Source organism: Rhizobacter sp., from assembly GCF_032229685.1.
Taxonomy (GTDB): Bacteria; Pseudomonadota; Gammaproteobacteria; order Burkholderiales; family Burkholderiaceae_C; genus LMDS01.
On record NZ_JAVTWP010000021.1, the window covers coordinates 28734 to 41117 of the forward strand.

The window sequence follows — 12384 nt, forward strand, 5'->3', positions numbered from 1 at the left end:
ATGGCACCTCCGCGCGCACTCGCCCCGATTCCCGGCGTCAGCCTGAAGGCGATGCCCCGCGCGCCGCTGGCGGCCCTGCCGCCGAGCACGTCGCATGTGTTGCAGAGCCGCCGCGCTCCGGCGCAGCTGTCCTTGTTCCAGCGGCCCGGCGCCGCACGCTGAAGCAGAAGATTCGTTAGACCACTTTCCGGGGGACGCACACGGTCCACAGGGGAGCGGGCAGGCCTGGGGGGAGTCGAGAGCGAGCCCCGGCAAAATCTGTCCCGCTCCCCTTATTTTTTTGCCCGCCCCTCACCGCGGGCAAGCCCTCAGAACCACCGCCACGCCGCTGCGAGACACTCCGTGCTCGCGCGCATGGGTGCGTTGCGTTGACGAGGGTTCACACATGCATTCGATTCGCCGCCGCCACCTGCTCGCCAGCGTGGGCGCTTCCCTGATCCCGGGCGCCTTGTTCGCGCAGAGCGCCTGGCCGAACAAGCCGGTGCGCATCGTCGTGCCCTTCGCCCCGGCCGGCACCACCGACATCCTGGCGCGCGCGCTCGCGCCCGAGCTGAGCAAGGCCTTCGGCCAGCCTTTCATCATCGACAACAAGCCCGGCGCCGGCGGCAACCTGGGCGCCGACCTCATCGCCAAGTCACCGCCCGACGGCTACAACCTGCTGATGGGCACCGTGGGCACGCAGTCGATCAACGCGGCGCTGTACCCGAAGATGCCGTTCGACCCGGTGAAAGACTTTGCGCCCATCGTGCTGGTGGCCGGCGTGCCCAACGTGCTGGTGATCAACCCGGCCAAGGCCGAGGCCTACAAGGTCAACAACGTGGCCGACCTGATCCGTTATGCCAAGGCCAACCCCGGCAAGCTCAACATGGCGTCGAGCGGCAACGGCACCTCGATCCACCTGTCGGGCGAGTTGTTCAAGAGCGCGACCGGCACCTTCATGCTGCACTTCCCGTACCGCGGCTCGGGCCCGGCGCTGCTCGACCTGATCGGCGGCACGATGGACGTGATGTTCGACAACCTGCCCTCGGCGCTGCCGCAGATCAAGGCCGGCAAACTGAAGGCGCTGGCGGTGACAAGCGCGCAGCGCAGCGCCGCCCTGCCCGACGTGCCCACCGTGGCCGAAGCCGGCGGCCTGAAAGGGTTCGACGCGAGTTCGTGGTTCGGTCTGTTGGCGCCGGCCGGCACGCCGGCCGACATCGTCAACCGCATTCAGCAGGAAACCGCCAAGGCTTTCGAGTCGCCGACGTTCAAGGAGCGGCTGCTGTCGCAAGGCGCGATCCCGGGCGGTCAGCCGCCCGCGGAGTTCACCCGCTTCATCGCCGCCGAGACGAAGAAGTGGGCGCAGGTCGTCAAGGTGTCGGGGGCGAAGGTCGACTGAGCGGGCGCGGCTCGGGCCGAAAGCCGAACAGCGGCCGCAACCACGCGATGCGGCGCGCCACTTCGGCCGTGACCACACAGGCGATCGCGGTGCCGGCGATCACCAGCGTGCCTTCGAGCGCGCCGCCCAGCTGTAACGGCTTGAGCCAGACAGCGAGCGCGATCAGCGCGGTCTGGTGAACGATGTAGTACGCGAAGACCACGTCGACGAGGTAGGCGCGCCAGCGGTGGTCGTGGTTCAGGTGGCGGTGGCCGAAGCCGAGCGCGGCCAGCACCGCGCCCCAGGCCTGCGCCTCGCGCCCGGCGCGGCCGACGGCGCGTTGCCATTCGCCCGGCGCGAACACGTCACCCCAACCCAATGACAGGCCGATGAACACGAGCGCGCCGCACACGGCGAGCACCAGCGCCGGCCAGCGCAGGCGGTCGATCGCGAGCCAGAGCGCGGGCTGCCGGACGAGCGTGAACCCGAACAGGAACATGCCGAAGTACAGCGTGTGGTCGTACCAGTCGCGCACCATCGCGTGGTTGCTGCCGAACAGCGGGAAGAGCGTCATGCGCAAGACCCACAGCACGAACCACGGGCCGAGCAGCAAGGCCACGGCCGCCGCGCGCGAGGGTTCCGAAGGCGCCGCTTCGGCCCCACGCGGCTTCGGCGCGAGCGCCACCACGATCAGCGTGTAGACCAGCAGGTAGGCCACGAACCAGAGGTGGTTCCAGGTGGGGATCGGCGTGCGGAAACTCTGGTCGCCTTGAAGGTAGCGGCCCCAGAACGCCACGAAGCTGCCGCTGTAGCGGCCTGCTTCGGTCACCTCGAAATAAACCTGCGGCACCACCACGACCAGCATGCCGAAGACGAGCGGGATCAGCAGCCGCTTGACGCGCTGCCAGGCCAGCGCGCCGCGCCCGAGGCCTTGCGCCATGAAGGCCGTGGCGGCACCCGAGATCACGAACAGCAGCGGCAGCCGCCACGGGTTCAAGGCGAGCATGACCGCCGTCAGCCCCGGCCCGCCGCGGTAGTCGCTCTTGACGTGAAAGCTCCAGGGCACGTAGAGCATGCCGACGTGGTAGCCGATCAGCAGGCCGAAGGCGGCGATGCGCAGCCAGTCGAGGTCGTATCGCCGCATGCGCGCAATCGTACCCGCGGGTGTCGTGGGCAGACCGCGCTTCAGCGCGTCAGCCCGGCAGCTTGAAGCCGATCTGCCCCAGCGTGTCGGCCACGAGCTCCAGGCGCAGCACCGGGCTGTCGAGTGCCATGAAGCGTTGCTTCAAGGCCGGCGCCAGCGGCAGCAGCTCGCACCAGCGGTTGGCGAGCCAGCCGCAGTCGTCCCAGCGGTAGGGTTCGAGCAGCGGCATCTCGAAGCCGGCTTCGCCGTTCTGTTCGATGCTGTCTTCGATGTTGCGCACCAGGCCCTGCAGCGCTTCTCGCGTGAAGTGCAGGTCGTCGGGCACCGGCACCTCGTTGTCGTCGGCGATCAGCTCGACGTCGGCCACCCACAGCCCGTGTTTGAGCTGCTCGCTGCGCTGGACGCTGAACCGCTGCGTGCCGACGCAGCCGATCATCATCAGGCCCGGCTGCGGGCGCTCGAACTTCGTGATGCGCGCCAACGTGCCGACGGGGTGGAAGGCCTCGCGTGCAAAGCCGTCGCCGGTCGGCTTGCCGCTGCCATCGTCGGGCGCGCGGCGACGCGTGTCGCTGCCTTCGCTCAGGCACACCACGCCGAAAGGCTCGCCGGCCTTGTGGCAGCGGCCGATCATGTCGAGATAACGCACCTCGAAGATGCGCAGCGGCAACGAGCCGGCCGGGAACAGCACGCTCTGCAGCGGGAACAGCGGCAGCTGCTTCAGGGTGGAATACGGCGAGCTCATGCGTCGATGCTAAGCGGCCGGGGTTGGCCCTGCGGCGCGCGCGGGCTCGGTCAGCGCGCCTGCGCCGGTGCCGCGCCGGCCTGCCAGACGCGCCCGAGGGTAACGCCCGCGGCGGCCAGGTCTTGCAGAAAGGTCTCGCTGCGAAGGTAGGCGTATTCGCGCCCTCGCGCCGCGGCGATCCGGTCGGGCGGGTCGCCGGCGGCGCTCTTGCCCGGGTGGCAATACAAGAGCCCGCCTTCGGGTGGCAGCTCGGCCAGCCAGGCTTGCACCGACGCGCGGTAGTCGGGGTCGGCGAAATCGCGTGTGCCCACCAAGGCCGGGTTGTGCAGCAACACGCGTTGCGCCAGATCGCGCGCCAACGCGCGCCCGCCGCCACGTTCGATGAGCCAGCGCTTCACGCCCGCGCCCGGGCCGAGCACACGCCCGGTGTTGCGCAGCGCGGGCAGCGGCTGCACGTGCTCGACCATGTCGAGAATGATGCCGCGCAGCCCGGGCAGATGGTGCACGTGCTGGTGGCCGTCGATGAACCTCGGCGCTGCGCCGGTGGCGGCGCGAAACGCAGCCAGTTGCGCGTGCACCTCACTGCGCAGTTCGGCGCGCGGCAACCACCCGAGGTGCGCGCGCGCGGTCAGCATCGGCAGCGAGGGCAGGCGCGGCCAGAGTTTGGCAAGCCGCGGGCTCAGCGGCCGGCCTTCGGTGAGGTTGATGTGCAGACCGGTGTCGACCGAGTTCGGCAGCCGTGCCAACGAGGGCGCGCTCGCTTCCCAGTGCGGCGAATTGGTGACACAGGCCACCGCGTTCAGGCGCCGTTCTTCACCCAAGCGCACGATGCCGGCCGAGATGCCGGGCGACAGGCCGAAATCGTCGGCACACACGGCCAGGGTGCGCGCGGGCTTCGGGTCGGGCACCTTCATGGGCGGGCGGTGGAGGTCATGGCAGAGGGTGGCGGCATCATGCCACCCCGCCCAGCCTGAGCGCTTGCAAGCGCTCGGTCGTTTGCCTGTCGCAGACCAGCGCGAAGGCGCTGGCCTGCGCGCGGGCTCACCCCTGGTGCCAGACCACCGGCTTGTGCGCCGAGGTCCAGCGCTCGAACATCGCGCCGTAGGCCTCTTCGATGCGGTTGCGCTTGACCTTGAAGGTGGGCGTGATGAAGCCGTTCTCCACCGTCCAGGGCTTGCTCACAACGACCAGGCAGTCGAGTTGTTCGTGCGGGTCGAGCCGCGCGTTGATCGCGTCGAGGTGGGCCGAGAGCGACACCTCCATCGCCTGGCGCTGCCCGGCATCGCCGGCACGCTGCGCCGCTTCGGCATTGAGCATCACGATGCCCAGCGGCTGGCCGAGGTTCGCGCCGGTGACGACGCAGGCTTCGACCGCGCCGTTCATCACCAGCTTGTCTTCGATGTGGGCCGGCGACACGTACTTGCCCTTGCTGGTCTTGAACAGGTCTTTCACGCGGCCCGTGATCATGAGATTGCCTTCGGCGTCGAGCTTGCCCTTGTCACCGGTGCGCAACCAGCCGTCGGCGGTGAAGGCCTCGCGCGTGAGCTCGGGTTCCTTGTAATAGCCGAGCATCACGCCGGGGCTGGTCATCTGGATCTCGCCGGTCTGCGGGTCGATGCGGCTTTGCACGCCGTCGTAGTTCTTGCCCACGGTGCCGGGGCGCTGCACACCCGGCAGCGTGGCCTGCGAAACGCCGCAGTTCTCGGTCATGCCGTAGACCTCGATGATCGGCATGCCGAGGCTCGCGTACCAGTTCAGCAATTCGGGCGGCATGGGCGCGGCGCCGCCGGCGGCGAACTCGCATTCCTGCAGGCCGAGCGCGGTGAGGATCTTCTTGCGCACGATGCCACGCAGGATCGGGATCTTGAGCATCCGCTTGAGTTTCTCGGGCGGCATCTTCGCGCTCACGCCCTGCTGGAACTTGACCCACAGGCGCGGCACCGAGAACAGCACCGTCGGCCGCGCACGCTGCAGGTCTTTCGTGAAGGTCTCCAGGCTCTCGGCGAAAAACACGTGCAGGCTGGTCGCCAGCACACCGTGTTCGACCAGCGTGCGCTCGGCCACGTGGGCCAGCGGCAGGTAGCTGAGGATGCGCGCTTGGCGGTTGATCGGCACGCGCTTGAGCGCGGTGCTGATCGACCAGCCGAAGGTGGCGAAGCTGTGCATCACGCCCTTGGGCATGCCGGTCGTGCCCGACGTGTACATGATGGTCGCGAGCTCGTTGCCGTCACGCACCGGGTTGCCGGCGAGCGGCGGCGTGGCCGCGACGATGCTCTCCCAGGTCTGGTACGGGTTGGGCGGCGACAGCGGCGTGCTGATGCAGGGCAGGTCGGCCGGGATGCCGGGTTTCATCGCGTCCCAGCCGTCGAGCTTGCCGACGAACAGCAGCTTCGATTCGCTGTGCACGAGGATCTGGCGGATCGTGTCGGCTGCGAGCGTGGGGTAGAGCGGCACCGACACGTGGCCGGCCATCCAGATCGCGAAGTCGCACATCAGCCAGTGCGCGCAGTTCTTCGACAGGATCGCGATGCGCGAACCGGGCTCGAAGCCCAGGCCCTTCAGGTGCGCGGCCATGCGACGGGTTTCGTCCATCACCTGCGCCCAGGTGTAGTCGCGCACCGCGCCGCCGCCGAGCGGCTGGGTCAGCAGGGTCTGGTCGGGGGCGGTGCTTTCCCAGTGGTACAGGCGCTGCAGCGCGAGCGCATCGGCAGGGACAACATCGGAACGGGCGGTCGGCATCGTGCGGGTCCTCGGTCGGGGCGACGCCTCGTGCGCCGCCGTCGAAGCGCACGGTAGGGCATCACGCCGGCCCCGCCAAGAGTGGGACTACCCGGTGCAGGGCCTCTGAGGTTCAGGCGACCGTGGCCTCGTCGCTGCGTTTGTCGCCGCGGTTGTCCGTCCACGAAATGCCGATCTTGTCGCCACTCTTGGCGCCCTTGATCGTGAACTGCATGAACGGGTTCTTGGCCATCGCGGTGCCCCACTGCGCCGTGAGCACGGGCTTGCCGTTGAGCGTGGCCACCACTTCGGTGATGTGCCAGGCCGGGATGGTGGCGCCGGTCGCGTCCTTGCGCTGGCCGCTTTCCATTTCGTGGCTCATCAGCACGCGCACCACTGCGCTGTTGCCTTGCACCTGGGCGCGAATGCGCATCGGGTCGGACATGTTCGGTCTCCTTGTTTACCCGCCGCAGCCACCGAGCGTGACCTTGACTTCCTTCTGCGCGAACAGCACCTTGCCGTCGCCGGTGATCGCGACCGCCATCACGTTCGAGGTCTGCGCCATCTTGATGCGTGTGGAGACATTGGTCTCGAGCGTGTCGCCGAACTCGAAGATGCCGGCCAGCGGGGTCGGGTTCTTCGCGACGAAGAACGCGATGCGCTTCACCCCCGGGGCCGTGGTGGCCGCAGCGATCGGAACGACCGCGCCGTTTTCGGCGATGTCGGGTGCGGTGAAGTTGATGTCCTTGCTTTCGACAGGGCGGGCGATGCCGAGCGCCTTGATCGCGTCGTCGACCGTCTTCGAATCGAAAGCGGCCTTGTTCCAGGCCGCCTGCGCATGCGCCGGCAACAGGCCGGCCGCGGCCAGCAGCCCGGCCACGGCGGCGCTGCGGGCGAGCAGCTCTCTGCGGGTTTGCATTTCTTTCGTCTCCTTGCCAGGCCATGGGCCGAGCCGGGACTGTAGAGCGGAATCGAAGGCGGCGCCGGCTCAGGCGCTTTTTTCGCGCGCGACCGCGGCTTCGATCTGCTCTTGCACCTTGCGGGCGCCACGCATCACCAGGGTCGGGTCGAGGTCGGCCTGGGGCGCGACCAGAAGGGCCACTTCGTCGAGCGAGTCCGGGTCGGTCATCAGTGCCCAGGCGAGTGCCGAGAGCGCGCAGATGCCGCGCCGCTGCAGTTGCATCGGCAGTTCGCGCGTGGCGTTGACGATCACGTGAAAGCGCACGCTGGCCACCGCGTGCGGCGCCAGGCCCCAGCTTTCGCACAGGGCGGCGCCGAGCGCGTCGTGGCTGACGCCGAACTCGGCGTGTTCGAGCATCAGCAACTCTTCGTCGTCGGCGGCCTTCGCCAGCATCGGGCGGTAACGTTCGGTGGCGTGGCGGAACAGCACCGCCTTGCCACATTCCTCGAACAGCCCGGCCGAGTGCGCGGCCCACGGGTCCACATTCAGCGCCTGGCCGATACGGCCCATCAGCAGGCCGCGCACGCTGGCGCGTTCCCACATCGGTTCGAGCTCGGGCGCATGCGGGAACACCGCGCGCAAGCCCATCTCGAAGGTGACCGAAGCCACCTCGCGCGTGCCCAGGTAGGTGATCGCCTGCTGCACGCTCGCCACCCGGCCGCGCAGGCCGTAGAGCGAAGAGTTCACCGCCTTCAGCACCGCCGAGGCCAGCGCCATGTCGGACGAGATCAGCGCGCTGACGGCGTTCAGGTTCACCTGGTCATCGGCCAGCATCAGCGACAGCTTCACCAGCGACTCGGGCTGGGCCGGGATGTCGATGTTGAGCGAACGGAGTTGGGGATCTACGGGCATGGTGGGTTCGATGCTACGAGCGCAGCGCGGCGCCGAAGCGCAGAACAGGCCCGCACTCACCCGGCATTTGTGCCCGCCATTGAAAAAATGACAAAGGGCGCCAAGCTCTGCCTGGCGCCCTTCGAATTTTTTCTTCGGCCATGTGCAGTGTGCGCTGCGGCCTGTGCGTTTCCATCGTCTTCGCACGGCCACTCGGGCGGCCGCCGGACCTGCTTTTGTCCCCTCAGCCCCGTCCTGCGAGGCACCATGCCGGTGCCTGCCGCGAGAAGCGAGACTTTAGGCGCCCGGCGCCGGGGGCGCACTAGGGATTTCCCGCCGCTTCCCGGGCTCGGCCACGCCCCATCACGGCGCAGCGCATGGCACCGAAAGCACCACTTCGGTCCCCTGCCCGAGCCGGCTCGTGACCGCCACCGCGCCGGCGTGCAGCTCGGCGATGCGCTTGACGATGGCCAGGCCGAGGCCCTTGCCCCCTTCACCGGTGGCCGGCGCCACACTCTGGCGGCTTTGGTAGAAGCGGTCGAACAGGTGCGGCAGTTCGTCGGCGGCGATGCCCGGGCCGGTGTCGGTGACGCGCACCTTGACCCACCCCGAATCGACCGTGGCCGCCAGCTCAATGCGGGCCCCGGCGGCGCAGAATTTGAGCGCGTTGTCGACCAGGTTGGCGATCGCGCGCTCGAACAGCTCGACGTCGACGCTGGCGAACGGCGGCACCGCGTTCGGCGCGCTGCCGTGTTCGGCCCGCAGAACCACCCCCTGGTATGCCGCGCGCTCGGCAAAGCGGATGCAGATGTCGTCGAGCAGCTCGCCGGCGTCGGTCGTTTCAAGGCGCAGCTTGAATTCCGGCTCGTCGAGCTTGGCCAGGTCGCCGAGCGACTGCACCAGCCGGGCCGCGTTGCGGGTGTTGCGCAAGGCGATCTCGACCAGGCGGCGGTCTTCGGCCCGGCCGGGCTCCGGCGCGCCGGCCCAGCGGCCGTCGAGCGTTTCCAGGCACGCCACGGTCGCGGTCAGCGGCGAGCGCAGGTCGTGCGACAGGTTGCTGACGCCTTCGCGGCGAAAGTGGTCGAGCCGGCGCAGCTCGTTCCACTGGCGCAGGCACAGGTCGAGCATCATCTCGAAGGCCGCCGTGAGCTGGCCGAACTCGTCGCGCGTGCGCGGCGGCAAGAGCGCCTTGGCGCCGGCCATGCCGTCGTCGAGGCCACGCTGCGAGATCTCCGCCAGCGCGCCGGTCAGGCGCCGCAGCGGCCGCGTGACCGAGACGATGATCAACACCGCGAGCAGGGTCGTGAGCGCCACCACGGTGACGACCAGCCACATCACCGGTCGCGCGAAGCTGCTGCGCAGCGCGTCCCAGCGGCCTTCGGGCAACTGCTGCGTGTGCACGACGAGGTAGAGGTAGCCCATCACCGGGTCGGCCTGCCGGATGCTCGTGCCGCGCACCGGCTGCACGGCGATCACGGCGTCGGCGTCCATGCGCTCGGGGTCGTCGCCCATCACGTAAGGCATGTCTTTCTGGCCCAGCGCCTTCAACACCGGCTTCAGGTCGACCTTGAATCCCGGCGGCAGGGGCGTGCCACTGCACGCCAGCACGACACCTTGGGTGTCGAGCAGGTAGAGCTGGGTGTCGGGCTCGAACAGCACCATGTTGCGCAACCAGCCCTGGAACTCGTCAGGCCGACGGTCGTACAGCTCGAACAGGTTGTCGTAGTTGCCGACCACGCGCTGCAGGAAAGCGCTGCCGCGCCGGTAGGCGGTTTCGTGCTCGAAACGCTGGAAAGCGTAGACCACGGTCACGATCACCATCAGCGCCGTGACGATGCCGGTGGCGAAGATCGTCAGCGCGAGTTTGAGGCGGACGGTCATGGGCCCGGGTCAGACCACATCGCGCATCTTGTAGCCGGCGCCACGGGCGGTGAGGATCAGCTCCGGGCGCATCGGGTCGGCCTCGAGCTTGGCGCGCAGCCGGTTGATGTGGGTCGTGACGGTGTGTTCGTAGCCGTCGTGCGTGTAGCCCCAGACCGCGTTCAGCAGTTGCGCGCGCGAGAACACGTGGCCCGGGTGCGAGGCGAAGTGCAGCAGCAGGTCGAACTCGAGCGCGGTGAAGTCGAGCGCCTCGCCGCGGTAGCGCACCTGGCGCTTGGTGGGCACGATCTCCAGCTCGCCGTTGCGGATCACGCCCGCGCCCTTCAGCCCCGCCGCTTGCGCGTTGGCCTGCGCGGTGGCCAGCAGGTCGGCGCGCCGCAGCAGCGCCTTCACGCGCGCCAGCAGTTCGGCAAGAGAAAAGGGCTTGGTGAGGTAGTCGTCGGCGCCCAGCTCCAGGCCGAGCACGCGGTCGAGCTCGGTCGTCTTGGCCGTGAGCATCAGGATCGGCGTGGCGCTGCCCTGGGCGCGCAGCGCCTTGCAGACTTCGAGGCCGTCCATGCGCGGCATCATCAGGTCGAGGATCAGCAGGTCGGCGGGCCGCGTGTTGAAGCGCTCCAGCGCTTCGCGCCCGTCGCCCACGGCCGAGACCTCGTAGCCGGCGCTGCGCAGGTTCATCACCAGCAGCTCGCGGATGTCGGTCTGGTCTTCGGCAACCAGGATGTGGGCGGCGGTGTTCGGCGGCATGCCCGATTGTCGTGCGATGCACGCCCCTCTTACACAAATGTGATCTTCCTGTGAGCTTCGGTGAGGTGGGCGCGAGGTGCGCCGCGCAAAGTTCACTCACCGACAAACACCCCCGGGAACCACCATGAACACCACCACCGCCCTGAGCCCCGCCTTCCAGACCGGCTTCACCCCGACCGTGGGCTGGGCCGAGATGGTGGAGCACCGCAGCTACCTGGTGCGCTTCGCACAGCGCAAGCTGCGCGACCCGCTGATGGCCGAAGACGTGGTGCACGACGTGTTCGAAGCCGTGCTTTCGGGCCGCGCGGTGTTCGCCGGCCGCGCCGCGCTGCGCTCGTGGCTGACGGCGGTGCTGAAGAACAAGATCGTCGACATGGTGCGCCGCAGCGTCGGTTTCGAATCGTTCGAAGACGATGGCGAGGGCAGCGGCGCGCTCGCGGTCGAATGCCCGCAACCGCGCCCCGACGAGATCGCCGAGCAGCATCAGCTGCTGATGCTGGCGCTGCAACGCATCGAAGCGCTGCCGCCGGGCCTGCGTGACGCGATGCGTTTGCGGGTTTTGGAAGAACAGTCGACCGAAGACGTGTGCCGCGAGCTCGGCATCAGCGAAGAGAACCTGTTCGTTCGCATCCACCGCGCCCGCAAACAACTGCTCTCCTGACCGCCTGGCGGGCGGGCAGAAACCCGTGTCGCGCCGCGCGCCCGTCGGCACGGCACACTGAAGGCCATGGACGACGACCAGTTGCGGGTGGTGTGCCTTTGTGCGGCGTGGTGCGGCGTGTGCCGCGACTACGCCGCCCCTTTCGATGCGGCCGCTGCCAGCTTCGCGCCGCAGGCGACCTTCGAGCGGGTCGACATCGAAGACGATGCCGAGCTGCTCGGCAGTGTCGACGTCGAGAACTTTCCGACCCTGCTCATCGCGCGCGGCGAACAGGTGCTGTTCTTCGGCACGGTCACACCCCATGCACAGACGCTCACTCGTCTGGTTCAGGGCGCGCTGGCCGGCGAGCTCAGGCCACTGACCGACGCACCCGAGCTCCCCGCGCTGGCGCAGCGTTTGGCGGCTCGTTGATCGCGGGCGGCGGGTTACGCAGCTCCTGCTCGGAACGCTGCAGTTCTTCAAACAGCCAGGCGCGCAGCGCGCGCAGTGGCGGCCAGTCGCCCAGCCCGCTCGGGTAGGCGAACCAGAGCGCATAGGCCTGGTCTTTCGACAAAGCCACTGGCGACAGACGCATCAGCCGGCCGTCGCGCAAGGCGTCGGCGACGAGCAGTTCGCGGGCGAGCGTCAGGCCCAGGCCCTGCTCGGCCGCCTGCAGCATCAGCCCGGCGTCGTTGAAAAAAGCCACCGGGTTGACGCGGCAGCGCAAGCCGGCGAGCTCGAACCAGCTCTCCCAGACCTTGGCGTTGCCGAGCAGCGGCTCGTCGGCCAGCGCGGCCGGCCCGCGGCCGAGCAGGCGCCGTGCGGCGCTGGGCGCGCCGACCGCGATCAGCGGCGAATCGATCAGCCGCTCGGCCTCGAGCCCGGGCCACTGGCCGCTGCCCTGGCGCAGCGCCGCATGAAAACCTTCGCGCTTGAGGTCGACGATCTGCTGGGAGGTGTGCACCTCGATCGCGATCTCGGGGTGAAGCGCGCGCCACGAGGCCATGCGCGGCAACCACCAGCGCTGCGCAAAAGAAGGCACGAGCGTGATGCGAATGCGGTGCTGTGCGCCGCTCGCGGCCGCGGCACCAGCACGCATGCCGTCGTCGAGTTGCGCCAGCGCCGGCTCGACCGCGCGCAACAGTGCTTCGCCGGCCGCGTTGAGCACGATGCGCCGCCCCGGCCGGTCGAACAGCTCGAAGCCGAGTTGCGCTTCGAGCAGCTTGATCTGCTGGCTGACCGCGCTGTGCGTGAGGTGCAACTCTTCGGCCGCCGCGCGCAGGTTGGCCAGGCGGGCGACCGCACGGAACGCGGGCAGGGTCTGCAGCGGGAGGCGCATCGTGCTGGTAAGCATAGCCGACCATGG

At 69.0% G+C, this 12384-nt stretch carries 14 protein-coding genes; 4 read left to right on the forward strand and 10 right to left on the reverse strand.

Annotation, left to right across the window (positions count from 1 at the left end):
- Both AC30PD_RS09735 and AC30PD_RS09740 read left to right on the forward strand, forming a co-directional pair.
- The gene (locus tag AC30PD_RS09735) at positions 1-162 is read left to right on the forward strand and encodes a hypothetical protein (RefSeq protein WP_489535461.1); all 162 of its coding nucleotides are present in this window, start codon (positions 1-3) and stop codon (positions 160-162) included.
- Positions 163-385: 223 nt separating this feature from the next.
- Entirely contained in the window at positions 386-1378 is a 993-nt protein-coding gene (locus AC30PD_RS09740; RefSeq protein WP_489535462.1) for a Bug family tripartite tricarboxylate transporter substrate binding protein, read from the forward strand.
- On the opposite strand, the gene AC30PD_RS09745 is transcribed toward AC30PD_RS09740, so the two are convergent.
- The 9 genes from AC30PD_RS09745 to AC30PD_RS09785 all read right to left on the reverse strand — a co-directional run bounded on the left by AC30PD_RS09745 (position 1350) and on the right by AC30PD_RS09785 (position 10378).
- Positions 1350-2501: an acyltransferase family protein gene (locus AC30PD_RS09745; protein ID WP_489535463.1), complete on the reverse strand. Its 1152-nt coding sequence runs from the start codon at positions 2499-2501 to the stop codon at positions 1350-1352. The two genes, AC30PD_RS09740 and AC30PD_RS09745, sit on opposite strands and share 29 nt — an antisense overlap.
- Before the next feature lie 49 nt (positions 2502-2550).
- The gene (locus AC30PD_RS09750; protein ID WP_489535464.1) at positions 2551-3243 is read right to left on the reverse strand and encodes an LON peptidase substrate-binding domain-containing protein; all 693 of its coding nucleotides are present in this window, start codon (positions 3241-3243) and stop codon (positions 2551-2553) included.
- A gap of 50 nt (positions 3244-3293) precedes the next feature.
- On the reverse strand, positions 3294-4157 hold the full coding sequence (locus AC30PD_RS09755; protein WP_489535465.1) for a ChbG/HpnK family deacetylase: 864 nt from the start codon (positions 4155-4157) through the stop codon (positions 3294-3296).
- A gap of 127 nt (positions 4158-4284) precedes the next feature.
- Positions 4285-5982, reverse strand: a complete 1698-nt coding sequence (locus AC30PD_RS09760) for an AMP-binding protein (protein ID WP_489535466.1) — start codon at positions 5980-5982, stop codon at positions 4285-4287.
- A gap of 112 nt (positions 5983-6094) precedes the next feature.
- On the reverse strand, positions 6095-6406 hold the full coding sequence (soxZ, locus tag AC30PD_RS09765; protein WP_489535467.1) for a thiosulfate oxidation carrier complex protein SoxZ: 312 nt from the start codon (positions 6404-6406) through the stop codon (positions 6095-6097).
- Between the two features lie 15 nt (positions 6407-6421).
- On the reverse strand, positions 6422-6880 hold the full coding sequence (gene soxY, locus AC30PD_RS09770; protein ID WP_489535468.1) for a thiosulfate oxidation carrier protein SoxY: 459 nt from the start codon (positions 6878-6880) through the stop codon (positions 6422-6424).
- Positions 6881-6949: 69 nt separating this feature from the next.
- Complete coding sequence (locus tag AC30PD_RS09775; protein ID WP_489535469.1) at positions 6950-7774, reverse strand: HDOD domain-containing protein; 825 nt, start codon at positions 7772-7774, stop codon at positions 6950-6952.
- Between the two features lie 342 nt (positions 7775-8116).
- Positions 8117-9634: a sensor histidine kinase gene (locus tag AC30PD_RS09780; protein WP_489535470.1), complete on the reverse strand. Its 1518-nt coding sequence runs from the start codon at positions 9632-9634 to the stop codon at positions 8117-8119.
- Positions 9635-9643: 9 nt separating this feature from the next.
- Positions 9644-10378: a response regulator transcription factor gene (locus tag AC30PD_RS09785; protein ID WP_489535471.1), complete on the reverse strand. Its 735-nt coding sequence runs from the start codon at positions 10376-10378 to the stop codon at positions 9644-9646.
- A 124-nt stretch (positions 10379-10502) separates the two neighbouring features.
- Between AC30PD_RS09785 and AC30PD_RS09790 the strand changes: the two genes are divergently transcribed.
- Entirely contained in the window at positions 10503-11039 is a 537-nt protein-coding gene (locus tag AC30PD_RS09790; RefSeq protein WP_489535472.1) for an RNA polymerase sigma factor, read from the forward strand.
- A gap of 66 nt (positions 11040-11105) precedes the next feature.
- Positions 11106-11450, forward strand: coding sequence for a thioredoxin domain-containing protein (locus AC30PD_RS09795; RefSeq protein WP_489535473.1), 345 nt, complete (start codon positions 11106-11108; stop codon positions 11448-11450).
- On the opposite strand, the gene AC30PD_RS09800 is transcribed toward AC30PD_RS09795, so the two are convergent.
- The gene (locus tag AC30PD_RS09800; RefSeq protein WP_489535474.1) at positions 11389-12372 is read right to left on the reverse strand and encodes a LysR substrate-binding domain-containing protein; all 984 of its coding nucleotides are present in this window, start codon (positions 12370-12372) and stop codon (positions 11389-11391) included. The genes AC30PD_RS09795 and AC30PD_RS09800 overlap by 62 nt on opposite strands.
- Positions 12373-12384: the final 12 nt, after the last annotated feature.

What these genes read in the sequence shown, in the direction of transcription:
- AC30PD_RS09735 (WP_489535461.1), top strand. Translation starts at nt 1, where the DNA reads ATGGCACCTCCGCGCGCACTCGCCCCGATTCCCGGCGTCAGCCTGAAG.
- AC30PD_RS09740 (WP_489535462.1), top strand. Translation starts at nt 386, where the DNA reads ATGCATTCGATTCGCCGCCGCCACCTGCTCGCCAGCGTGGGCGCTTCC.
- AC30PD_RS09745 (WP_489535463.1), bottom strand. Translation starts at nt 2,501, where the DNA reads ATGCGGCGATACGACCTCGACTGGCTGCGCATCGCCGCCTTCGGCCTG.
- AC30PD_RS09750 (WP_489535464.1), bottom strand. Translation starts at nt 3,243, where the DNA reads ATGAGCTCGCCGTATTCCACCCTGAAGCAGCTGCCGCTGTTCCCGCTG.
- AC30PD_RS09755 (WP_489535465.1), bottom strand. Translation starts at nt 4,157, where the DNA reads ATGAAGGTGCCCGACCCGAAGCCCGCGCGCACCCTGGCCGTGTGTGCC.
- AC30PD_RS09760 (WP_489535466.1), bottom strand. Translation starts at nt 5,982, where the DNA reads ATGCCGACCGCCCGTTCCGATGTTGTCCCTGCCGATGCGCTCGCGCTG.
- soxZ (WP_489535467.1), bottom strand. Translation starts at nt 6,406, where the DNA reads ATGTCCGACCCGATGCGCATTCGCGCCCAGGTGCAAGGCAACAGCGCA.
- soxY (WP_489535468.1), bottom strand. Translation starts at nt 6,880, where the DNA reads ATGCAAACCCGCAGAGAGCTGCTCGCCCGCAGCGCCGCCGTGGCCGGG.
- AC30PD_RS09775 (WP_489535469.1), bottom strand. Translation starts at nt 7,774, where the DNA reads ATGCCCGTAGATCCCCAACTCCGTTCGCTCAACATCGACATCCCGGCC.
- AC30PD_RS09780 (WP_489535470.1), bottom strand. Translation starts at nt 9,634, where the DNA reads ATGACCGTCCGCCTCAAACTCGCGCTGACGATCTTCGCCACCGGCATC.
- AC30PD_RS09785 (WP_489535471.1), bottom strand. Translation starts at nt 10,378, where the DNA reads ATGCCGCCGAACACCGCCGCCCACATCCTGGTTGCCGAAGACCAGACC.
- AC30PD_RS09790 (WP_489535472.1), top strand. Translation starts at nt 10,503, where the DNA reads ATGAACACCACCACCGCCCTGAGCCCCGCCTTCCAGACCGGCTTCACC.
- AC30PD_RS09795 (WP_489535473.1), top strand. Translation starts at nt 11,106, where the DNA reads ATGGACGACGACCAGTTGCGGGTGGTGTGCCTTTGTGCGGCGTGGTGC.
- AC30PD_RS09800 (WP_489535474.1), bottom strand. Translation starts at nt 12,372, where the DNA reads ATGCTTACCAGCACGATGCGCCTCCCGCTGCAGACCCTGCCCGCGTTC.